The sequence below is a fragment of the Phreatobacter sp. genome (assembly GCF_022843985.1).
GTDB lineage: Bacteria > Pseudomonadota > Alphaproteobacteria > Rhizobiales > Phreatobacteraceae > Phreatobacter.
In genome coordinates, this window is sequence record NZ_JALHMP010000002.1 from 41,029 (window position 1) to 64,292 (window position 23,264).

The following is a 23,264-nucleotide window of genomic DNA, read 5'->3' on the forward strand; positions in this document are numbered from 1 at the left end:
CCTGGCGGGTCGGTCTTTCGCAAAGGCCGACCCGCGGGGTTTCTCCGCCACCCTAGCTCAGCCTGTGTTCTGCGCTGATGAAGGCCTGTGCATGCACCCGGAGCAGGATCAATGTCATGATCAATACTGACCAGTCGGGCGGTCGAGATTTCAACGTCGTCAAGATGCGCACGCACGTCCTCGAGGATGAGGGCACCAACGCGAAGATCGAAATCCTCGAAGTGCTGACGATGATGGCAAAATCCTACCATATGCTTGCGCAGTCGATCATCGATCTGGATAGCAACGTCGATGATCGCCTGGATGCACTCTTGGTGATCGAGAAAAACATCAAGGATCTGTCGATCATCCGCGACAAGGTGGTGCGGGTCTGCCCTGGGAACAGGCCTCCTCACGCCGTATGAGCATGCACTCTGCGACGCATGCCCTCGCGCCGGGGTTGTGATCGAAAGAGCCGCGATGGGGGAGGGCGCCACGCATGGCGGGCTGCACCGCCAGTCTCGAAAGGCTCCCGTCCTGCGGCCATTCCCGCCGGACGGGCGGCAACGCCCGGAGGCCTCAGGCGGCAGCGCGCAGATCGAGCTTCTCCGCCGCCAGATAGGCCTCCAGCCGCGTTGCGAAGCTCTGCAACGTCGCGCTGTCGGCGAAATCTCCTGCGGGCGTTTCAGCAAGGGCGACGATGCCGAGATGGCCCAGATTGGCAGCCGCGCCTTTCAACTGGTGCAGCAGGCCGGCGACAGGGACACTATCGCCCGCCGTGGCCGCGGCCTGGATTTCGCAGAGCAGGCGCTGCGCCTCGGCGATGAAGGTCTTGAGCAGCATGACGGAGGCGTCGGGCCCGATCTCATCAAAGAGCGCGCTGCGGAACGCCTGATCGACATTGCCCTTTGGCGCCGTCTTGGATGCGATGGACGGGGGATTTTTCGCCAGTTCCGCTAGGGTCGCATCCAGCTTCTCCCGGGTCACGGGCTTGGCGAGGAAATCGTCCATGCCAGCATCGAGGCAGGCTTGCCGGTCTGAGGCGAAGGCATTGGCGGTGAGGCCTATGATGGCGGTCTGGCGGTTCGGTCCGGTGCCGCTGCGCAAGGCGCGCGCCGTCTGCGTCCCGTCCATGACGGGCATTTGCATGTCCATCAGGATCACGTCGAAGGCCTGGTCAGCGGCAAGATCCAAAGCCACCCGGCCGTGTTCGGCGACCGTCACCACGTGGCCCATGGCCGTGAGGAGCAGGGTTGCGACTTGCTGGTTGACGGGATTGTCCTCGACAAGAAGGACGCTGAGCCGGGCCGGAAGCTGGGTCCGCGAGCTCCGTGTCGGTTCGGACAGCACAACGGCGACTGCGCGGGCCGGGACATCGAACCAGAAGGTCGAGCCCTTGCCCAGGGTGCTGTCGACACCGATCTCGCCGCCGAGGGCCTGGACGATGCGCTTGCAGATGGCCAGGCCCAGGCCCGTTCCACCGAAGCGGCGGGTGATCGAGGCGTCGACCTGCGAGAACTCCTTGAAGAGGCGTGTGCGGGATTCGTCGGCGATGCCGATGCCGGAATCGATGACGGAGAAGCGCAGACCCGGCCGCCCTCCCGAAAGGCTGCGTGTCGCCACCGAGACGACGACACCGCCCGAGAGCGTGAATTTCAGGGCGTTGGCGACCAGATTGATGAGAACCTGTCGGATGCGCGTCCCGTCCGTCTCGATCCACGTGGGCACGTCGTCGGCCACCACGAGATCAAAGCGGAGGTTCTTCTCCAGCGCCCGGGGACCCAGCATCTCCTTCACCGAGGTTGCGAGGCCGCGGACTTCGACCGCCATCTGCTCCAGCACGACGGCGCCGGAATCGAGCTTGGCGTAGTCGAGCACGTCGTTGACGATGTCGAGCAGAGCCTCGCCGCACTCATGGATGGTCTTCAGGTAGCCGCGCTGGTCGGGCGACAGTTGCGTCGCTTCCAGGATCGAGGACATGCCGATGATGCCGTTCAGGGGCGTACGGATTTCATGGCTCATGGTTGCGAGGAAGGCGGTGCGAACCTGCGATGCTTTCTCGGCAATGTCGCGCGCATCCCGCAGCGCCTGTTCGGAGCGCTTGCGCTCGGTGATATCGGTATAGGTCTGCACGAAGCCGCCGCCGGGGAGATGCCGTGTGCAGATCTCGAGAACCTTTCCTCCTGCGCATTGGCATTCACGGACGGACAGGTCGTCAGACTCGGGCGGTGATCCGCCATGGACGTCGGAAACGATACGGTCGCCCGTTTTGCCTTCGTGCTCCAGAAGATCCGCCAGCAGGAACCCCTCGCGGGTGAAGCTCGCAGGCAGGCCCAGAAGGTTCAGTGCGTTCTGGTTGATCACGGCGACCTGGCCGTTGCCGTCGACCATCAGGATGCCCTGGGTCATGTTGTTCAGCGTCAGATCGAGTTCGTGCGTCGCCGCCTTGGCGGCCGCCCGGCTCTTGGTGAGAGCCGTCAGCGCTTCCCCGAAACGCCGCCAGTAGGCGATGCCGAGAAGGATCGCCGCCAGGACGACGATGGACAGGGCCGTCGAGATGAGGCGCGTCTGCGCGGCGGCGGTGATCCGCCTCTGGCGTGCGTCGCTGTCATCGACACGGACGGCGACGACAAGAGGCCAGTCGGTGATCGCCCGATAGGCGGTGGCGCGCCCGGTTTCCTGTCTCTCGCCCATGCTGACAAAGAAGCTGTCGCGCAGCGCCCGTGTGAGCGACGGCTCGTCGGCGTAGCGGCTTCCGAGAGTCTGCTGGGACAGACCGGCCATGGCCCGGACGACCTGGTCGCGGCCGACCACCGTGATGCCACCCCCCTTGCCGAGGTCGATCGATTCATAGAATCGCGAGAGATAGTAGGGGTCTAGCGAGGCCACGATGACCCCTCGGAACTGGCCGGCCTCATCCGTGATCCGCCGTGTCAACTGGATCGACCAGCGGCCCGAGGCCCGGCCGAGAACCGGCCGGCTGATGAAGAGCGAGTCAATGGTGCTGGCGACATGGACCCGGAAATGCTCGCGGTCGCTGAGATCGACGCGCGGCGTGGCCCCTGCCGTGGTTGTCGTTTCCATGCGCCCGTCGGCGCCGATGATCGTGAATTGCAGCGCGAGGTCCTTGAAGCTGTATTGGTTCCGGACCCAGGCCTGCAGATCGAAATTGCCCGCCTCACGCAGGTAATCGTGGCGGATGAACTTGATCGTGTTGTCGGTCTCGTTGATCGCCTGGCGGATATGCTCATCGAACAGCCGGGCATAGTTTTCCGCGCTCTGGACGGCCTTTCGCTCGGCAAAGGTGCGCTCCTGCCGGATGTCCATTTCCGTAGCGGCCCAGATCATGCCGATCACCGCGAACCCGAGGGCCGTTGCGAGAAGGATGATGCGGCGAACTGATTTTTGAGCGCTGACCTGGGACTGAAGCACCGAACGGACCCTGTATCTTCCGGAAGATCGAAGCTGTCATACCCACGCTTCCGATGCGTAAAAATCAGCCCGGAATATTCCGGTTCTGGAGATGAAGCTAACGAATCCTTCTCCGCGCCGCCGGATTCGCTGGAGGGAGCCGTGAACTCTTCGTTCACCGCAGGCGTTTTTTGGCTCTTGTCCGCTGGAAACACGCGAGGCATCATCGACTGCAAGGATGGATGGGCCGATGACTGTGATGATTGTTGACGATGCGGAGACCAATCTCCTCGTCATCAAATCTCTCGTGAATGCCTGCGGCATCGTCGGGGCGACGACGTTCAAGAGCCCGGTCGAGGCCCTGGCGCGGATCGATGATCTCGGACCCTCGCTCATCCTCGTCGACTATATGATGCCCGATCTCGACGGGATCGATTTCATCCGTGCGGTGCGCGACCGGGACCGTTTCCAGGACACGCCGATCATCATGGTGACGACCACGGATCAGCGGTCAGTCCGGCTGGAAGCCCTCCAGGCCGGTGCGACGGACTTCATCCACAAGCCGATCGATCCGGCCGAGTTCAAGGCCCGCGTCCGCAACCTCATGCATCTCGCCGATGTGCAGATGAAGCTGAAGGATCAGGCGGCGTGGTTGTCGCTGGAGGTGGAAAAGGCCCTGGCTGTGGCGCGGGGCCGCGAGGCCGAAATCGTCACGCGTCTCGCCCGCGCTGCGGAGTTGCGCGATCCCGAGACCGGCGAGCATCTTGAGCGGATGTCGCGTTATTCCGAGAAGATCGCGCGGGCCATGGGCCTGGACGATGCATTCTGCGAGCGGTTGCGGATCGCCGCCCCCATGCATGACATCGGCAAGATCGGCATTCCCGATTCCATTCTTCTGAAACCGGGACCGCTCACCCCGGACGAGCGGCATGAGATGCAGAAACATGCCCAGCAGGGCGGCGAGATCCTCGAGCGCTCGTCGTCGGAACTCATCCGGCTCGCCGGCGAGATCGCCATCTCGCATCATGAGCGCTATGACGGCTCCGGTTATCCATTCCGTCTCGCGGGTGATGCGATCCCGATCGCCGGGCGGATCACTGCGCTCGCCGATGTGTTCGATGCCCTCACCTCGGTACGCCCCTACAAGGCGGCCTGGCCGACGGAACAGGCGCGCGCCTATATTCTCGCCGAGCGCGGCCGTCATTTCGATCCCGCATGTGTCGATGCCATGATCTCGGTCTGGCCGGAAATTCTCGCCATTCATGCCGAGCGCGTTAATGCCGCCACGGCCGAGCGGGTCTGACCGGAATCTGCGGCCGGCCGCCGGGGACGACGCACCTCCTTCTCCTGCGCGATCGGGCGATGAAGGTTATCCGGCGGGCGCAGGACGGCGAGCATGGCCGTCACCGACCGGTCGACAGGCGATGCGTCGCTGAAGTGGGCTGTCAGGCGGGAGCGCCCGCCAGAACAAGGTGCCGAACCTTCGCCCGACGCATAGCCGGATCTCCACCCACCGGCGTCTTCGTCGCTGGGGCGCGGCGCGGGATATGGCGACGGCGAGGGGGATAGGTGCTGTCGTGCAGCTTTCGCGCCGTCGCACAAGTCGCCCCTGGTTGTGGCCGGCGAAGAAGGCGACAAGCCGGCCGGGCCCTGTCCGGGGCCCGGCGGCCGACTGCAAGAGGTGGTGACCAAAAGAACGTCAGGCTGCCCGCACCGTCGCGAGGAACGAGTCGACCTGGGTCTTCAGACGGCTGCCCTGCTGTGACAGTTCCTGGGATGCCGACAGCACCTGGGCGGAGGCCGAGCCGGTCTCGACGGCGCCCTGGTTCACCTCCACGATGGAGGAGGCAACCTCGACGGTGCCCTTGGCGGCTTCCTGGACATTGCGTGCGATCTCCTGGGTCGCGACGCCCTGTTCCTCCACCGCTGCCGCAATGGCCGTCGCGGTGTCGGCGACCTCGACAATCGTTGTGCCGATGGACCGGATCGAGGCGGCCGCTTCGCGCGTCGCCGACTGGATGGCAGATATCTCTGCGCCGATCGCGTCGGTGGCTTTTGCGGTTTGCCCGGCCAGGGCCTTCACTTCCGACGCGACGACCGCGAAACCCTTGCCGGCCTCTCCGGCGCGTGCCGCCTCGATCGTTGCGTTGAGCGCGAGCAGGTTGGTCTGCTCAGCCACCGCCGTGATCAGCTTCACCACCTCGCCGATGCGCCCGGCAGCATCCAGGAGGGCCGAGACCTTCGCATCAGTTGCCTTCGCCTCGGCGACGGCGGCATTCGCTTTTTCGGTCGATTGCAGGACCTGGCGGGCGATCTCGTGGATGGAGGAGGTCATTTCGTCGGTGGCGGCCGCCACCGCCTGGACATTGCCGGAGGCCTGTTCCGAGGCTGCTGCCACCATACCCGATTTCGCCTGCGTCGCCTCGGCGGTGCCCGTCAAGGTGCCGGCCGCGGCCTCAAGTTCGGCCGAAGCCGAGGTGACGGTCGAGACGATTTCGCTGACCGACTTTTCAAACTCGGACACCGCGGCGGCAACAACATTCGCACGACGCTCCTTGGCGGCCCGCTCCTTTGCCTGTTCGGCTTCCAGACGGCGGCTCTCGATGAGGTTGGCCTTGAAGGTCTCGAGCGCGCCGGCGAGCTTGCCGATTTCGTCGCGCTGTCCGAGCGCCGGGACGGCGGTAGTCACATCACCGTCGGCAACCTTCAGCATGGCGCTGGTCATGGCACCGAGCGGTCGCGTGATGAAGCCGATGACGAGCCAGGCCGTGAGCGCCAGGCTCAGCGCGCCGCCGATCGCCAAAGCTGCCATCATCATCCATGTCGCCTGCGAATAGGCGGAATCGGCCGCCTTGACCGCCTCCTGTTGACGCGCCGAGGCACGCTGTTCAATGCCGCGAAGGACGTCGCGGATCTGGGCGATGATCGGCGCGGCCGTGAAGGCGAGCTTGCCGGCCTCGTCATAGGCCCCGTCGCGCGACATTGTCCGGATCTTCGACGCCTCCGCTAGATGCTGCGCGGCCAGCCGGCGCATTTTTTCAACATCCTCACGCCCCACGGTCGTGCGCGACGTCTGCTCGAGTTGGGTGACCCGGACGAGGAATCGCCGATATTCGTCGTTCGTCCAGTTCTCGAACGTTTCCCGCTGTGAAACGGGCATCTCGATCGGCAGAAACTCGACGGCGCGCGCATAGGACAGCAGGTTTGCCGTTGCCCGCCCACCCGCCTCGACCCGCGTGGCAGATGCCGCGACTTCGCGGGTCGCCGAATTCATGGCGGCGAAGTTCCAGAATGCGAGCAGCGCCACAGTCACAGACGTCGCAAGGAGAAGAACGATGGCCGTGAAGATCTTGGGGGCGATGGGCAGATTGCGAATAAGAGTTTGCATGACTGCTGGCTTCTGCTTTTGTGGAGTGAGCGCACCAATGCATGCAGCGATTGCTGCATTCTGGTGCTTGATGTCGCGCCGTTGCGACTACGCCGCGTCTTTGCAGCGAGCGCCATAAAAGACGGGCATTTGATTAAAAATGACTTTGCGTAATGCTCTGAAAGTTGGCGCAATGTGCACGTGCGGTTGAAGGCATCAAGTCTCTGATAAAAATAAGAAATTTGACTGCGTCGGCTGATCTGGTGGCTCTTGCACGTCTGGCATGCGCTGGATGCGTGGGAGGTCATGACGCGCGCGCGTTCGTTCCCGAAGCCGAGATCGCGCAGTGCAAAAGATCGTGATCGGGAAGCGGCTTGGTCCCGGGTGGCAATCCACGTCCAGATCTCACGCAGATGCACCAGCCGATGGATGTTGGCGCTCCGCAGCGCGGAACAGGCCTTTGGGCTGGGCCGCCTCCGGCCTTTTCGACATGCCCGGCGGCGAGGCAACCGGCTGCTGTAGAACGTCCACGCAGTCCGTCCCTGCTCAATTCCGCGTCAAGCCCGGGCGGCCGTCGCAGTTTCCGGGCATCAAGCCTCGGAAACGGGTTGACGCTTGGGGGAAACTTCCCAGTATCCCCCGCACGGTCAAACCCATCTGTCTGCGAACGAGGCTTCATGGCACGAGTATCCGGAGCAAAGCTGCAGGGCCATGTGCCCCGCCTGGCTCCTCCAGGGCGACCGCTGGGGATCCTGGCGCTCGGCGCGATCCTGATGGTCTCGTCCGGCTGTAACGACCAACCGACGCGCGCCGCCGCCAACCCTGCGGTTCCGGCCCCTGTGGCTGTGACGGTGGTGACACTGGAGCGCCGCGAGATTCCCGTGACATCGGTGATGCCCGGTCGCACCGCGCCCTATCGGGCTGCAGAGGTCCGTCCGCAGGTGGGCGGTCTTCTCCGCGAACGCCATTTCGCCGAGGGGGAAGCGGTGAAGGCGGGCCAGTCGCTGTTCCAGATCGATCCGGCGCCGTTCGAGGCTGCCGTGCGGCGTGCCGAGGCGGCGCTCTCCCGCATCGAGGCCGCCGAGCAGGCCGCGTCCAGTACCGCCAATCGCTTGCGCACGCTGGCGCGGGCGCAGGTCGTGAGCGAGCAGACCCTCGAAAATGCCGAAGCGACGCTGCGCCAGACCCGGGCCGACATCATCTCGGCCCGGGCCGCCCTTGAGACCGCCCGCATCGACCTCAGCTACACCCGCGTCGCCTCGCCGATCGACGGCCGCACCGGTCGCGCCAGCGTCACGCCCGGCGCGCTCGTCACGGCCAACCAGACCACCGCGCTCGTGACGGTCACCCAGCTCGATCCGATCTATGTCGACCTGACGCAGCCCAGCGCCGTCCTGCTGCAGCAGCGGCGCGACGTTGCCAGCGGCGTTCTGCGCCGCGACTCGGCAGACCGCGCGACGGCGCGGCTGCTCCTCGAGGACGGCTCCGAATATCCCCATGCCGGCGAGGTCCAGTTCTCCGAGGTGATCGTCGATCAGGGCACCGGCTCGGTCACGGTGCGGGCAGTGTTCCCCAATCCCGACCAGCTTCTGCTGCCCGGCATGTTCGTCCGCGCCCGCGTCGAGGAGGGGGTGACCGACCGCGCCATCCTCGTCCCGCAGCGGGCCGTGCTACGGACGCCGCGCGGTGAGCCCATGGCCTTCGTGGTCAACACCGAAGGGGTCGTCGAACAGCGCGTGTTGCGCGCCAGCCGGACCGTCGGCAACGACTGGCTGGTGACGGATGGTGTGACGGCGGGCGAACGAGTGGTCTTCGAGGGGCTACAGCGCATCCGCCAGGGTACCCGCGTCCAGGCCACCGAGCGCCCCGCCGCCCCGGCCGGGACATAGCCCGCCCATGGCTCGCTTCTTCATCGACCGGCCGGTCTTCGCCTGGGTCATCGCGATCGCCATCATGATCGCCGGCCTGCTGGCCCTGCGCAACATGGCGGTGGCGCAGTACCCGGCCATTGCGCCGCCCGCCATCTCCATCAATGTGGTGTTCCCCGGTGCCTCCGCGGAGACCGTCCAGACCACTGTGGTGCAGGTCATCGAGCAGCAGTTGAGCGGCATCGACAACCTGCTCTACTTCGATTCACAGACCTCCAAGGATGGCGCGGCCCGTATCCAGCTGACCTTCGCGCCCGGCACCAATGCCGATACGGCCCAGGTGCAGGTCCAGAACCGCGTGCAACTTGCGGTTCCCCGTCTGCCGCTGACGGTGCAGCAGCAGGGCCTGCGCGTCGTCAAATCCTCCGGCAATTTCCTGCTCGTGGTCGGGTTCATATCGACCGACGGCCGGATGGAACGCACGGACATTTCCGATTTCCTTGTTGCCAATGTGCAGGATCCGATCAGCCGGACTCCCGGCGTCGGCGATTACCAGGTCTTCGGGGCGCAGTTCGCCATGCGCATCTGGCTCGACCCCGCCAGACTGATCAATTTCGGGCTGACGCCCTCGGATGTCGCGGCAGCGGTGCGGGCGCAGAACGTGCAGGTCTCCAGCGGCGAGATGGGCGGGCTCCCTGCGGTGCCCGGCCAGCAGCTCAACGCCACCATCGTCGGACCTTCCTATCTGCAGACCGTGGAGGAGTTCGGGGCCATCCTCATGCGCGTCCGCCCCGACGGATCGCAGGTGCGCCTGCGCGACGTAGCGCGCGTCGAGATCGGCGGCGAGAACTACTCCATCACCACCCAGTTGGATGGAAAGCCCTCCAGCGGCATCGGCATCCGCCTCGCCAGCGGCGCCAATGCGCTCGATACGGCCGCGGCGGTCCGCGCCACCATCGACCGGCTCCGACCGAGCTTCCCGCCGGGTCTGGAGGTCGCCTATCTCCAGGACACTACCCCTTTCGTGCAGCGCTCCATCAAGAGCGTCATCCTGACCTTGCTGGAGGCGGTGGCCCTGGTCTTCGTCGTGATGTTCATATTCCTGCAGAACTTCCGCGCGACCCTTATCCCGACCATGGCGATCCCTGTGGTCCTTCTGGGCACCTTCGCGGTGCTGCAGGCGCTGGGTTTCAGCGTCAACACCCTGACGATGTTCGGGCTCGTGCTGGCCATCGGCCTGCTGGTCGATGACGCCATCGTCGTCGTCGAGAATGTCGAGCGCGTCATGGCGGAGGAACATCTCTCTCCGCTGGAAGCCACGCGGAAGTCGATGGACCAGATCACCGGCGCCCTCGTGGGCATCGGCCTGGTGCTGTCGGCGGTTTTCCTGCCGATGGCCTTCTTCGGTGGATCGGTGGGCGTCATCTACCGGCAGTTCTCCGTAACCATCGCCACGGCCATGACCTTGTCGGTCCTCGTGGCGATCTTCTTCACGCCGGTCCTCTGCGTCTCCTTGCTGCGGCCGCACAAGCCGGGCCAGGGCACGCGCGGCGTCTACGGCTGGTTCAACCGTGGCTTCGACCGCATCACCCGCGGCTATGTCGGCGGCGTTCGCGCCAGCATGCGCCGGCCGGCGCGGATGCTGGTGATCTACGTCGCCTTGCTGGGCGCCCTCGGCTACAGCTTCCTGCGGCTGCCCGGCGGGTTCCTGCCGAATGAGGACCAGGGTATCGCCTTCGCGCAGGTGACCACGCCACCCGGTGCAACCGCTGACCGCACCCAGCGCGCGCTGGACGATCTGGGTCGCTATCTCCGTGAGGAAGAGAGCGCCGTTGTCGACAATTTCTTCGCCATCAACGGGTTCAGCTTCGGCGGCCGCGGGCAGAATTCGGGGCTCGGTTTCATCACGCTGCGTGACTGGGACGTGCGGCCCGGCCAGCAGAACAGCGTCCAGGCCCTGACGGAGCGGGTCAACGCGCGCTTCGCGCGCTACCAGGACGCCCTGATCACCGCCTCGGCGCCGCCAGCCGTCCGCGAGCTGGGCAATGCCTCCGGCTTCGCCCTGCAGCTTCTCGATCGCGGCGGTCTCGGCCACGGCGCGCTGATGGCCGCGCGCGATCAGTTGCTGCGGCTCGCCGCGGCGAGCCCGGTCCTGTCGCGCGTGCGCGCCAATGGTCTGAACGACGAGGCACAGTTCCGCCTCATCGTGGATTGGGAACGTGCCAGCGCCCTCGGCCTGTCAGTCACCGAGGTGAACTCCACCCTGGCCACCGCCTGGGGCGCGACCTATGTCAACGACTTCCTCGACCGCGGGCGGGTCAAGCGCGTCTTCATGCAGGGGCAGCCGGATGCCCGCATGGTCCCCGGCGATCTCGACAAATGGTTCGTGCGCAACGCGCAGGGGCAGATGGTGCCGTTCTCCGCCTTCGGCCGCACCGAATGGGAATTCGGTTCGCCCCGTCTCGAACGGTTCAACGGGATTGCGTCGCGGGAGATCCAGGGCTTGCCGGCGCCCGGCTACACCACCGGCCAGGCCATGGACGAGATGGAACGGCTTGTGGCGCAACTGCCCGGCGGCTTCGGCTTCGAGTGGAGCGGCATCTCGTTCCAGGAGCGGCAATCCTCCGGCCAGGCCCTGGCGCTCTACCTGCTGTCGCTTCTGGTGGTCTTCCTCTGCCTGGCGGCACTCTACGAGAGCTGGTCGATCCCGACCGCCGTCTTGCTGGCGGTCCCGCTCGGCGTGCTGGGGGCCGTGCTCGCCTCTCTGTATGGCGGCATGTCCAATGACGTCTACTTCCAGGTCGGCCTGTTGGCCACGATCGGTCTGACCGCCAAGAACGCCATCCTCATCGTGGAGTTTGCCCGCGAGGGCTATAACCGTGGCCTGTCGCTCGTCGATGCCGCGGAGGAGGCGGCGCGCCAGCGGCTGCGGCCAATCATCATGACCTCGCTCGCCTTCACCCTCGGTGTCGTGCCGCTGGCCATCGCCAGCGGTGCAGGTTCGGGCGCCCAGAATGCGATCGGCGTCGGTGTGATCGGCGGGGTGGTCGCCGGCACGGTGCTCGCGGTTCTGTTCGTGCCCGTCTTCTTCGTCCTCGTTCTGCGCATGTTCCGCACCAGGCGGTCCGGTGAAGGGGCTGCGGCGGTGGCCCGGGTCGAGGCCGCTCCGGCGGGCGAGTAGAGCGCCTGCCGCAGCAGCCGCGCTCATGCCGGCCGAGGACGCCCGCCCGTCGATGCTGCCACGGGCGTCCCGGCCGAGAACAGGAAACCCTGGCCCGCATCGCAGCCAGCCCCCCGCAGGAAGTCCCGCTGATCTTCGGTTTCGATCCCCTCGGCGACCACCTTGATGTCGAGGGCATGGGCGAGATCGATCATCGCCTTGACGATTGTCCCGCTGCGGCCGACGAGCGACATGCCGCTGACGAAGGACCGGTCGATCTTGATCCAGTCGATCGGATAGTCGCGCAGGTGGATGAGTGATGCGTGGCCGGTGCCGAAATCGTCGAGCGCGATCGACACTCCCGCGCGCGCGAGTTCGGCGATCGCCGCCTCGACGGCCTGCGAGTTCTCGCCCAGGAACACCGTCTCGGTCACCTCGATCCGCAATGAGGACGGCGGCAGGGCGAGCTGCTCCAGCCGGTCAAGCACGGTCCGGGCATAGTCGCCACCGTTGAACGTATGTTCGGACGCGTTCAATGCGACGATCCCGGGGTCTTTCCCGGCCTGGCGCCAAATGGCCATCTGTTCCGTCACCAGGATCAGCATGCGCTCGTCGATAATGCGCAGGCTCTCGGGATCGGACATCGCCGCCCAGAATGCCGAGGGGCCCACCAATTCGCCGCCACCGGTGCGCAGCCGCACCAAGGCCTCGCATCCGAGTTCACGCCCGTCGGCGAGGTCGAGACAGGGTTGGAAGGCGGGGACGATGCCGCCGGCAAGGCCGGCTTCGCGAACCATCTCGATGGCCCCGCGCCGCGCGGTGAACTGAGCGCCGATATTTGGGCTGTAGCTGCTCGTTCGCGCCCGGCCTGAACGCTTGGCCGCATAGAGGGCAAGGTCAGCAAAGCGGAGAAGATCCTCGGCCGTCGCTGCATCGAACGGGTAGTAGGCGATGCCGATCGACCCCGAGACATAGAGCCAGTCTCCGCAGAACGGCACCCCGCGTCGGACGGCGTTGAGGATGGCCTCGGCCCGCGCCTCGACTGCCGATCGATCCTCCGTGTTGGCGAGCAGGATCGCGAACTCGTCGCCGCCGAGGCGCGCGCAGTCCAGTTCGGGGAACAGGGCTCTCAGCCGTCCCGCCACCGACCGCAGCACCTCGTCGCCCGCATCGTGACCGCGCGTATCGTTCACCTCCTTGAAGCCGTCGAGATCGAGCAGCAGAAGCGCGACGCTGCCGGTTGCTCCGGCCGCGCCGATCATCTCACGCAGCCGCTTCTGGAATAGCGTGCGATTGGGGATGCCGGACAGCCCGTCGATATGGGCACTGCGCCACAGCTGAAGCTCGGCTTCATGCTGCTCGGTGACGTCCTGGACGACGCCCACAAGCCGCTTGGGCCGTCCGCCCCAGCGCTCGAGTTCGCCCGTCGCACGCACATATCTGAGCCGGCCCTTGGCGGTGACCAGCCCGGCATCAAAGCGAAAGGGCAGGCCCGTCGCGCGCGTTTGCGCGAGGTGACGGCGCACACGCTCCCTGTCCTCCTCGAGGTAGAACAGCAACGCCTCGCCGGTGGTCGGCAGGGCACCGATCGGCAGGTCATGCAGGATGAAGACCTGATCCGACCACGTCATCTCCTTCGTGTCGAGGTCGATCGACCAGGCCCCGATGGAGGCGAGGCCCTCGACCTGTCGCAGCCACGAACTGCGGGTCTCCGCCACCTCCCTCAAGGCGGCGAGTTCCCGCTCGTAGACGCGCCGCTGCCGCGCCTCGAACACGACGAACTGGATCGCGTCGGCATCGGCGGCCGCCGTGACCAGAACATCGAGGCGCGTGTTGTCCGGACCCATCAGTGTCAGGGCAACCTCCCGGAAACCCCTGTCGAGCCGGAGCATCGGGGAGAGATGGGTCTCGAAGAACGTCCGGCCCGCGACCGAAAGAAAGTCGGAGAAGCGGAGCTGCCCGACCACATCCTCGGCGGTCCGGCCGATCCAGCCGAGCAATGTACTGTTGGCAACGCGGACCACGCCTTCGACATCGGTCGACAGAAGACCGGCGGGAGCCTGATCGAAGAAGTTGTCGGCGAACGACCGGTCAGACCCGTCCATGGGCATCGCTCAGATAGCGACGCATCTGCGCGACGACCTCTTCGGGATGGCTGACATGCGGACAATGTCCCGTCGCCGCGAGCTGGACGAACTGTGCCTGAGGCAGGTTGTCGGCGACGTATCGGCCGACAACCTCCGACGCGATCACGTCCTGCGAGCATTGCAGGACGAGCGCCGGCTTGCCCATGCGGGGCAGGTCATCCCGCGTATCCGAGAAAAAGGTGACACGCGCGAAATGGGCGGCGATAGCGGGATCGGTCCGGCAGAAGCTCTCCTCAAGTTCGGCTGCAAGGTCCGGACGATCGGGATTGCCCATGATCGCAGGCGCCATCGTGCTCGACCAGCCAAGGAAGTTGCTCGACAGCAGGTCGAGCATCTCCTCCAGCGCATCCACCGAGAAACCGCCACGGTAGTCGCCATCGTCGAGATAGCATGGGGACGGCCCGATGAGGATCAGGTCCGAGAAGCGCTCGGGGCGGAGAAGCGCGGCGCGGATTCCAATGCTGGCGCTGACCGAATGGCCGACGAACACGACGTCGCGGAGATCCAGAGCCTCACAGATCGACACCACGTCCTCGGCATAGCCGTCGAGCGTCGCATAGCGTGCTGGGTCGAATGCAGCGAGGTCCGATCTGCCGGCGCCGACGTGGTCGAAGAGGATCAGCCGAAAGTCGTCCTGAAAGGCGGGCACCAAGGCCTTCCACATGTTCTGGTCACAGCCGAAACCATGGGCGAACACCATGGGCCCCGCGCCGGATCCGACGATGCGAATGGCGTGGCGCTGCCTCACCGCGTTCGCGTCTCCGTCGCTGGCGCGCGGATGGGACGACCGCGCCATGGAGACGGAAGCTTTCTCGAGCGCCATCGTCATTCATCCGGTATCGCGATTGCCATACAAGCGACGGGCCCTTTCGAATCGGGCACGTTTCCAGGGCAATATACATCAGTGAATCGTGTTTATGGCGCTCGACAAGTGGGTGCTGCGCCGGATTGTGACGGCTGAGAGGATCGCACCGGCGCCATGGGGCCGTCCCACCGTCAGCGAGGCCTGTGAGAGGGCATGCCGCGACGAAGGTGGCCATGACAACGCCCAGCGCTGGGCACTTGACCATTTCGCCCGCACGCGGCACGAGCCCTTCGACGCCTGCTTCACCGTCACGCCGGAACGGTTGGGGCGTGCCGGTCATGGCCTGCATGACGTGATGCACGTTGCACAGAGCCAGTACCACGACATCGCCGTGGCCCGGCAACGCGGCCAAAAGGTCTGCTGGATCGAGCGCCGGGCCGGCAAGCCGATTCGGGCGGGACGATCGATGCCGCCTTCACCGAGCCGGACTACCGCTTCACCACCCTGACGGGTCTCGCCGACGCCTGCGATGCCGGTGCGATCCGGATGACATGACCGCAGTCGGGATCGAGACCCAGCATGACGCGGCTTCCGGAATCGGTATTCATGAAAAGGCGCGTCCGCAGCAGACGAGCGTCAGTGCGCCGCCTGCCGAAAGGCAGGGATCACCTCGCGGGCGAACAAGCGCATGGCCTGGAGCGCGGGCTCAGTGCCGACAACGCCGTTGCCATTGAAGACGCAGCGGATCTGGTCGATCCCGCGCCGCCGTGCCAACGCGGCCAATTGCCGGTGGCATTGATCGGGATCGCCCCAGATGAAGCGTTCAGCCAAAAGCTGCGCGCGACCAACCGGGGGACTGGCGCGTCCCTGCAGCGTTGCGAAATGGCGACGGCGCGCCTCCAGTCCTGCCAGCAGCGGATCGAGCTGGCCGGCCGCCTCGGCCACTGTGCGGCCGATGACGACATAGCGCGACAGCGAGGACGAGGCGAGCCTCGGCGCGATCGCCCGGGTCTCGGCCAGGGCGAGATAGATGGCGAGCTGGCGGTCTTCCGGGGGCTCGAGGCTCAGCAGAAGCGGCAAGCCTTCGGCAAGGGCGAAGCCCAGGGTTTCCGGCGTCGATCCCGCGACATAGATGGGCGGGTGAGGCACCTGCACTGGCCGCGGGCCGATCATCGCCTCCCCGTAATGCCAGGGTCCTCGTGCCGTGGGGACGCCGCCTGTGGTGAGCGCCTGGCGCAGCAGGCAATAGGCCTGCTCGAACCGGGCGCGGGCCTCCTCATGGGGAATGCCCAGCGTTGCGAAAGTGGCAGGATCGGTGCCGCGTCCGATCCCGATGTCGAGGCGGCCGCCGCTCTGCAGGTCGAGTTGGCCGATCTCCTCGGCGAGGGTCAGCGGATGGTGCAGCGGCAAAACCAGCACCGATGTGCCGACCCGCAACCGTTCGGTGCGGGCAAAGATCGCGGCGGCCAGCAGATGCGGCGAGGGATAGGCAATGCGCGGCTGGTGAAACCGGAACTCGTTGAACCAGACCCCGTCGAAGCCGAGTCTGTCCGCCTCCTCGAAAATGGCGAGAAAGTCGCGATGGTCCATCGCTGTGGCTTCGCGCGTCCAGCCGGCCAGGTCGATGCGCATCAGTCCCTCCCGCAGACAGGGCGGGCGATGGTGACGCCGCCGGACACCATCGTCTCGAAGGCGACGCCGAACACCGTGGCGAGGACGCCCGAACGCACCACGGCACCGGCAGTGTCAACCGCGACGAGGCGGCCTTCATCCATCACCAAAAGCCGGTCGCACCAGGCGGTCGCGAGCTCGATATCGTGCAGCACGGCGACGACGAGGCGCGTGCGGCCACGCGCCGCCAGCCGGCCCATGAGCCGGATACGGTGGCCGATGTCGAGGCTGGCACCGGGCTCGTCGACGACGAGGACGGCCGGGTCGGCGACAGTGACCGCGGCGAACAGGGCGCGGGCCTTCTCGCCGCCGGAGAGGGTCGACCAGAGGCGGTCGCCATGGCCGTCGAGGCCAGCCTCCGACAGCGCCGATCGCACGATTCCCGGGGGCAGGTCGGGCCGGCGCGCTGCGCCCATCTCCACCAGCATGCGGGGGCTGATGTCCCAGTGGGGCGTGAAGGCCTGCGGCATGTAGCCGATCATCGCCGCGCGGCGCGCCGCAGCCAGCGCAGTCACGTCCTCCTCGCCGATCCGGATCGCGCCGGCATGGGCTTCGGGCTGGCCGGCCAGGAGGCGGGCCAGCGTCGATTTGCCTGCCCCGTTTGGACCGAGAAGACCGACGAGCCCTTGGCCGGGGCAGGTGAAGCTGACGTCGTCGAGGATCGGGCGGCCGGCCCGCATGACCGTCAGCTTGTGGACCACGAGACCGGTCATGGCCGCAGCCGCCGGGCGAGCAGAACCAGAAAGAAGGGGCCGCCGGCGAGGGCCGTGATGAGCCCGAGCGGGATTTCCGCCGGTGGCAGGGCTGCCCGGGCGAGAGCGTCTGCCAGCACGACCGCGATGGCCCCGATCAGCGCCGAGGCGAGGATCAGGGGGCGATGCCGCGGCCCGACGAGGCTGCGGCCGAGATGCGGCGCCGCAAGGCCGATGAAGGCGACCAGTCCACCGAAGGCGACGGCGACGGCAACCACTGCGGATCCGACGAGGATCGTCACCGCGATGAAGCCCTTCACATCGAGACCAAAGCTGCGTGCCATGTCCTCGCCGAGGCCGAGGAGATCCAGCCCGCGCGCGGTGGTCAGCGCCAGAAGGAGGCATGCTCCGGTCAGAACGGCGAGGGCTGCGAGCCCGGCTGTCCCCGGCGTCTGGATGCCGCCGAGCATCCAGCTCAGCACGACCTGGAGGCTGATGCTCTCGTCGGAGAGGGCGAGCATGAGGAAGGAGCGCAGCGCCCCGAGGATCGCCGCGACGGCGACCCCGGCCAGCAGCAGGCCGGCGGCATCGACGACCCCGGAGACGCGGCCGATGAGCAGAACCATGACGGTGGCGCTCCAGGCGCCGCAGAAGGCGAGCACCGGGAGGGTCACGGCTTGTGGCATGCCGAGCGGCACGAGCAGGGCGACAGTCGCCCCGACCGCGGCGCCGCCCGCCGATCCCAGGAGATAGGGCTCGGCCAGGGGGTTGCGGAACAGGCCCTGGAACAGGCAGCCACCGATGCCGAGCAATGCCCCGACAAAGGCAGCCGCCAGCACGCGCGGCAGGCGCCAGTCGGTGATGAGGCGGCTGTCGAGGGAACCATCCCCGGTCAGCGCTGCCAGCAGACGGGCCGGCGAGGCCCAGTCATGGCCGGCCGCGAGCCCCACACAGACGGCCAATGCCAGACCGAGGCCCAGCAACATCGCGAGCCGGATGGTGAAGCCGTCCCGGGGGGGTGTGATCGCCGCATTCATGCCGGCCGCTCCCAGGCGACGTCGCCGAGTCGCGTGGCGAGAGCTTCGATGCCGTCGACGACCCGCGGGCCGGGAATGAGGAACGCGGCACGGTTGACGGCGAAGAGCCGTCCGGTCCGGCGTGCCGCAAGGCCTGCCCAGGCCGGGGCGTCGAAGAGGTCCCGCATCGCCGCTTCGGTGCCGGCGAAGAGGATGCAGTCAGGATCGGCGCGAAGGATGGCTTCGGGGGAGACCTGCGGCAGGAGCCGTCGGCCTTCCAGGGCGTCCCGCGTGCCGGCGGCGCGCGCCGCATCGGCCGTATAGCTGTCCGGCCTGGCGACGAGCAGCAGGCCTGTAGAAACCCGGCCGGTGATCATCAGAGCCCTCGGGCGAGGCCGCGAGGCGGTCCGGGCGGCCACTGCGGCCAGACGCCTCTCGAGGTGCCGTGCCATGGTCTCGCCCGCCTCGGGGACACCGCCGGCGCGGGCGACGAGGCGCAGATTGGCAAGCACCGCGGCGAGGGTGGGGTGGGTCAGCACCATGACCGGAATGCCCAGGCGCTCCAGCGGGTCAACCAGTTGGTGGACGGCCTGCCGCGCCGGCGTGACGATGACGAGGTCCGGCCGCAGGCCGGCAATGCGGTCCACGGAAAAGCCAAGCCTTCCGCCGACCTGCGGCAGGCCCGCAATGGCCGGCGGAAACCGGGTATAGGCTTCGACGCCGACGATCCGGTCGGTGAGACCGGCCGCAACCACCAGTTCGGTGTTGGAGGCGAAGATGGGAACGATCCGCCGCGGCGGGGTGGGGAGTACGATCCGTCGTCCGAGCGCGTCGACGATCTCCTCCGATGCGGCGACAGGCGCGGCGAGGGTCATCCCCGCCGCGCCGAGAGCCATGACAAATCCGCGGCGGCTTGTCATGGCGCTCAGAATGCCGCCTTGAGGCCGAAGACGATTTCCCGGCCCGGCATGGAATTTCCCATGTTGCCGATGCCGTTGGTATTGGCGACCGCGGGGTTGCCAAGGAAGGGCTGCTGGTCGAGCGCGATGAACAAGGCGTGCTGGTTGACGTTGAAGATGTTGTTCACCGCGACATAGGCGGTCAGGCCCTTGCGCAATTCGCCCTCCAGCCTGGCGTTCCAGACCCAATAGCTGGGCTTCTGATGGATGAAGGTGCTGGACGGCTCGCCTGCCGGGATCAGCAGCGCCTCCTCGGTGTCGTACCAGATCGGTCCGCGCAGGATGCCGGTCACAGAGAAGGTCCAGGGAATGGCGGCCCCGGTCCTCTGGCCGAAGCGGGTGCCGATCGCCGCCTGGAATTTGTAGGCCCGCTGGACCTGACGGGAATTGGCGGTGGGGGCGGCGCCGAAGTCCCTCATATCGAAATTGTAGCCGCCATTGGCGAAGATCGACCAATGCCAGCCGCCGGGCTGTGCCACGAAGGCGCGCATGACGTCGAGGTTCGCCTGGAGTTCCAGACCGCGGATGACGATGTCACCGGGATTGTTGACGAAATCGGAGACGTTGAGCGCCCCCGCCCGCCGCTGCGAGATGATCCGCTGCGAGATCGTGTTCTGGAACAGGGCGGCGTCGATGCTGAGACCGTTCCAGGCGAAGGTGGTTCCGATCTCGTACTGGCGGCTCGTTTCGGGCCGAAGATTGGAATTGCCGAAGACCAGGCCGCCGGCAAGGACCGTGTAATTGCCGGCGAGTTCCGTCGCAGTCGGTGCGCGGAAACCGGTCGACAGGCCAGTGCGGAAGCTCAGGTGCTCGGTGGCCCTGACAGTCCCGCCGACGGTGTAGGTGGTGGATGTGTAGGGCCGCGAGCCGGTCTGCTGGTTGGCAAGGTTGGGTGTCGGGTCGAAGCTGGTGGAGCCCCGGGTGTGGCGAAGGCCTGCCCGCAGCACCAGCCGGTCGTCGAAGAGCCGCTGGCTGCTCTCGGCATAGAAGGCCATCAGCGATTCGGTCTGGTTCGCATCCTGCGGTGCGACCTGGGCCATGGTGTAGGGCGGATTGATCGCTTCCCGGTAACGGGCGGACCGCAGCCAGCTGCGCTCCAGATTGACGCCAAGCAGCAGTTCATTGCCGGGGAACAGGGTGAAGATGGGCTCGAACTTCGTCCCCATGATGGTCAGGTGGCGGCGGTTGATGTCGAGCCGCGTGCCGCCGCCGCGCGAGGCCCAGCGGAAGATGTCCTGGTCCTCGACGAGGTAGCTGTGCGAGGTCCATCTGGCGAAATCGGTTGCCGCCCGGCCTGTATAGACGAAGTCGAACGACGCGTTGGTGCGCTGGTCGCGGTTGAACGTGCTCCACGACGACCCGCGGAAACCGGCATTGTAAATGCCGTCGGAGCGAACCGTGATGTCGATGCGGTTGAGGTCGTTCAACTGGTGGCCGAAGGCGCCGGTAACGCCGAGGCGCTGCCATTGGGTGTTGCCCATCAGGCCGCCTCCGGCGCCCGACGAATAGCTGTCGCGCCTCCCGCCGGAGAGGCCGATATAATAGTCCATCGTGCCATGCTGGCCGGCCGTGTGGGCGCGCCCCTGCACGAGGCCCCATGAGCCGCCCTGGATCTCGGCGGCGCTGCCGGAGGTGTTGCGGCCGTTGCGCAGGATGATGTTGATGACGCCGCCCATGGCGCCCGACCCGTAGATCACCGAGGCTGGCCCGCGGATCACCTCGATCCGCTCGACATCGGCCGGCGAAAGCTTCGAGATGTTGGCGGTGCCGGCGCGACGGCCGTTGATCAGGACGAGCACCTGACTGCGGAAATCCTTACCCTGACCGTCCGAGGCCCCGCCGCGGATGTTGATGGAGGTCTGGCCGGGCGTCCATTCGGAGAAGAAGCCGACGGCGTTGTCCGAGAGGAGTTCGGTCACTGAGCGGGCGTTCGACCGGCTGATGGCTTCGCTGTCGATCACCTGGACGGTGCCGGTGGTGCGGCTGCGCGGCTCGGGTCGGCCTGTCGAGGTGACCACGATCTCATCGAGGATGGTCGGCGGCGTCGTTCGGTCTTGCGCAGCGGCGGGAGACGAAAAGGCACACAAAAAAGCAATGAGCGGGGCAGCCGGCCGGCGCCCGCAGACAAGAATAGACATCGATTTCTCCTTCCGGCCCACCGCCGGAACAGGGTTGCACACGTCCTCGGCCGGTCTCCTGGCTCGCGGGTCGACGCGCTCGATCACCCTTCCCGGCCCGAAGGCCAGTGGATATGCGAGGAGCACTCGCCGCTTACAGTTGCGGGGGCAGCCGTGGCTTTGGACGCGAAGGTCCGCACCACATTCCCGTTTCACTCCCCTGCAGGGGGGGAGCACCGAAAGACGCATACACATGAGCAGACAATCTTGAGTGGAGCAAGACCGTCATGTGAAAAATGTTATACTATTACTCTTTACCCGCAAGCCCGGGCAGCCCTGGGAGCGTGCACGGGGCAGGTGGTAATCGATGCGACAGACACCGGCATGAGTGGGGAATGCGGGAGCTTTTCCGGCAGGGTTCGGCTCGTGCCGGTCTCATTCCCCGGTGTTTCCAGGCCCGGCGAGGGGATGCGCACCGCGGCTATCAAGGAAGCTTGCCAGGGCCCGGAATCCTTGGTCACCCGCTCCATCCCTTGTGGATTACTCTTGCCCGTTAGGGTGAGGCTCACATCCGCAGCACGATATCGGCCGGGCACGTGGCCGGGCCAACCTGGCCGTCTGGTCACGTTGCTCCGGCAGGGTGCGTGGAACGGTCGGGCCGTAGCCTAGTCGACCGCGGAACGCTCACCGGTGTCCGACAAGGACGCGATCTGCGCCACGGTTACTGGCTTGACCGGCGCGCGAAGGCGCATGTGTCCGATGTCGCTGGGCGACTGTCCCGTCTCCGCGGCAATGATCGCGACGGTGGTCAGTCCGCACATCCGCGATTGGCATGGCCCCATGCCTGCCCGCGTGAAGGCCTTGACCTGATTCGGCCCCATTGCCCCGCGGCGAACAGCCTTGCGGATGTCCCCCGCCGTCACCTCTTCGCAACGACAGACGATCACGTCGTCGGGCGGGCTGAGATGCGACTGTCGCGGTGCATAGAGCGCGTCGAGGAAGGCGCGGCCGCGCAAGCTGACGGCGAGACGACGTCGCCATTGCCTTTCTGTCCGATCGTCATCTCCCGCTGTTCCCCGCAGCATGCGCAAGACGCCGAACGCCGCGAGCGCCCCTTCGGCCTCGGCGGCCTGGGCGCCACCGATCCCGCCGGAATCGCCGGCAATGAACAGACCGGGCACATCGGTCTGGCCGCTCGCATCACGAACCGGCTCGAAAGCCAGCCGCGCCGCGTTCCAACGGTGCTGGGCGCCAGCGGACCATGTCAGATTGATCTGCGGGACCACGCCATGGTGCAGCAGCAGAACATGCGCGGGGATTGTTCTTTCCGTGGCGCCCTTGCGGTAGGCGACAGCCGACAGGCGCGTGTCCCCGATCGCGGCGACCGCCTCCACGCCGCGAATGATGCGCGTCGCCGCAAGCGCCTTGCAGAGGAGGCCGAGCCCCTTGAAGGCGTAGCGGCTGGCCAGGAAGCCGGGGACATGGCGCAAAGCCCGCCGCCAGTTCCCGGGGGCTGCCGTATCCAGCAGCGTGTCGATGGCGACGCCCAGCGCTGCATATTGCGCTGCCAGCAGGTAGAGCAGGGGACCGGTGCCGGCGAGCACCACCGGCCCGTCCGGCACAACCCCGTCGGCCTTCAGCATGGTCTGGGCGGCGCCTGCGGTCATGACACCCGGCAATGTCCAGCCGTCGATGGGGAACGGTCGCTCCTGGGCTCCCGTTGCCGCGATGACCACCTTCGCCCTGATGACGACCGCCTTGTCATGGCCGGTTGCGACACTGACGCAGAACGAGCCATCCGCCTCCCGCTCGATCTGGATGACGGTCGCGCCGAAGAGCGCCTGCACCCCCGAGGCGCGGAACGCTGCCGCCAGGACTGCACCCGCGGCATAATCGGGGCCGAGCTTGGCCGTTCCGGCGAAGGCGCCACTCTCGGATCCGCGATAAATCTGGCCGCCCGGTTCCCGGCCCTCGTCGACCAGCATCACCGACAGCCCGCCAGCCGCCGCCTCCACGGCGGCGCGCAGCCCGGCGGGTCCGGCGCCGACGATCACCAGATCAAAGGGCATCAT

14 protein-coding genes, 2 pseudogenes and 1 riboswitch are annotated in these 23,264 nt (G+C 66.6%); of the genes and pseudogenes, 5 read left to right on the forward strand and 11 right to left on the reverse strand.

From position 1 onward, the window contains the following. Window positions 1-116 precede the first annotated feature (116 nt). Window positions 117-404, forward strand: a complete 288-nt coding sequence (locus Q0C57_RS01470; RefSeq protein ID WP_296571042.1) for a hypothetical protein — start codon at window positions 117-119, stop codon at window positions 402-404. A gap of 154 nt (window positions 405-558) precedes the next feature. Here Q0C57_RS01470 and Q0C57_RS01475 read toward each other — a convergent pair whose 3' ends face one another. Further along, window positions 559-3,411, reverse strand: coding sequence for an ATP-binding protein (locus tag Q0C57_RS01475; RefSeq protein ID WP_296571044.1), 2,853 nt, complete (start codon window positions 3,409-3,411; stop codon window positions 559-561). Between the two features lie 229 nt (window positions 3,412-3,640). On the opposite strand from Q0C57_RS01475, the gene Q0C57_RS01480 reads away from it, so the two are divergent. Next, on the forward strand, window positions 3,641-4,693 hold the full coding sequence (locus tag Q0C57_RS01480; RefSeq protein WP_296571046.1) for an HD domain-containing phosphohydrolase: 1,053 nt from the start codon (window positions 3,641-3,643) through the stop codon (window positions 4,691-4,693). Between the two features lie 396 nt (window positions 4,694-5,089). Here the strand turns inward: Q0C57_RS01480 and Q0C57_RS01485 are convergent, their stop codons facing one another. Next, a complete protein-coding gene (locus Q0C57_RS01485; protein ID WP_296571047.1) occupies window positions 5,090-6,778 on the reverse strand; it encodes a methyl-accepting chemotaxis protein in 1,689 nt (562 codons plus the stop codon). A 656-nt stretch (window positions 6,779-7,434) separates the two neighbouring features. Here Q0C57_RS01485 and Q0C57_RS01490 point away from each other — a divergent pair. Then, on the forward strand, window positions 7,435-8,646 hold the full coding sequence (locus tag Q0C57_RS01490) for an efflux RND transporter periplasmic adaptor subunit (protein WP_296571048.1): 1,212 nt from the start codon (window positions 7,435-7,437) through the stop codon (window positions 8,644-8,646). A 7-nt stretch (window positions 8,647-8,653) separates the two neighbouring features. Next, entirely contained in the window at window positions 8,654-11,806 is a 3,153-nt protein-coding gene (locus Q0C57_RS01495) for an efflux RND transporter permease subunit (protein ID WP_296571050.1), read from the forward strand. 23 nt (window positions 11,807-11,829) lie between these two features. Here the strand turns inward: Q0C57_RS01495 and Q0C57_RS01500 are convergent, their stop codons facing one another. The 3 genes and pseudogenes from Q0C57_RS01500 to Q0C57_RS01505 form a co-directional block, all read right to left on the reverse strand. Further along, a complete protein-coding gene (locus Q0C57_RS01500) occupies window positions 11,830-13,560 on the reverse strand; it encodes an EAL domain-containing protein (RefSeq protein ID WP_296571053.1) in 1,731 nt (576 codons plus the stop codon). Window positions 13,561-13,599: 39 nt separating this feature from the next. Further along, window positions 13,600-13,896 (reverse strand): annotated as a pseudogene (locus Q0C57_RS21105) (PAS domain-containing protein); the annotation flags it as partial. Further along, on the reverse strand, window positions 13,877-14,728 hold the full coding sequence (locus tag Q0C57_RS01505; protein WP_296571543.1) for an alpha/beta hydrolase: 852 nt from the start codon (window positions 14,726-14,728) through the stop codon (window positions 13,877-13,879). The pseudogene Q0C57_RS21105 and the gene Q0C57_RS01505, both read right to left, overlap by 20 nt. Window positions 14,729-15,086: 358 nt before the next feature. On the opposite strand from Q0C57_RS01505, the pseudogene Q0C57_RS01510 reads away from it, so the two are divergent. Then, window positions 15,087-15,292, forward strand: a pseudogene (locus Q0C57_RS01510) (hypothetical protein); the annotation flags it as partial. 81 nt (window positions 15,293-15,373) lie between these two features. Here Q0C57_RS01510 and Q0C57_RS01515 read toward each other — a convergent pair. From Q0C57_RS01515 to Q0C57_RS01540, 6 genes are all read right to left on the reverse strand, one after another. Further along, the gene (locus Q0C57_RS01515; protein WP_296571055.1) at window positions 15,374-16,369 is read right to left on the reverse strand and encodes an LLM class flavin-dependent oxidoreductase; all 996 of its coding nucleotides are present in this window, start codon (window positions 16,367-16,369) and stop codon (window positions 15,374-15,376) included. Next, a complete protein-coding gene (locus tag Q0C57_RS01520; RefSeq protein WP_296571057.1) occupies window positions 16,369-17,121 on the reverse strand; it encodes an ABC transporter ATP-binding protein in 753 nt (250 codons plus the stop codon). The genes Q0C57_RS01515 and Q0C57_RS01520 overlap by 1 nt, the downstream gene beginning before the upstream one ends. After that, window positions 17,118-18,137 (reverse strand): iron ABC transporter permease, encoded by a 1,020-nt coding sequence (locus tag Q0C57_RS01525; protein ID WP_296571060.1) that lies wholly within the window; start codon window positions 18,135-18,137, stop codon window positions 17,118-17,120. The genes Q0C57_RS01520 and Q0C57_RS01525 overlap by 4 nt, the downstream gene beginning before the upstream one ends. Continuing rightward, entirely contained in the window at window positions 18,134-19,012 is an 879-nt protein-coding gene (locus Q0C57_RS01530; protein WP_296571062.1) for an ABC transporter substrate-binding protein, read from the reverse strand. Before Q0C57_RS01530 ends, Q0C57_RS01525 begins: the two co-directional genes overlap by 4 nt. 29 nt (window positions 19,013-19,041) lie before the next feature. Beyond that, window positions 19,042-21,093 (reverse strand): TonB-dependent receptor, encoded by a 2,052-nt coding sequence (locus Q0C57_RS01535; RefSeq protein WP_296571065.1) that lies wholly within the window; start codon window positions 21,091-21,093, stop codon window positions 19,042-19,044. A gap of 150 nt (window positions 21,094-21,243) precedes the next feature. Further along, window positions 21,244-21,448, reverse strand: a riboswitch (cobalamin riboswitch). 409 nt (window positions 21,449-21,857) lie between these two features. Continuing rightward, a complete protein-coding gene (locus tag Q0C57_RS01540) occupies window positions 21,858-23,264 on the reverse strand; it encodes an NAD(P)/FAD-dependent oxidoreductase (RefSeq protein WP_366937793.1) in 1,407 nt (468 codons plus the stop codon).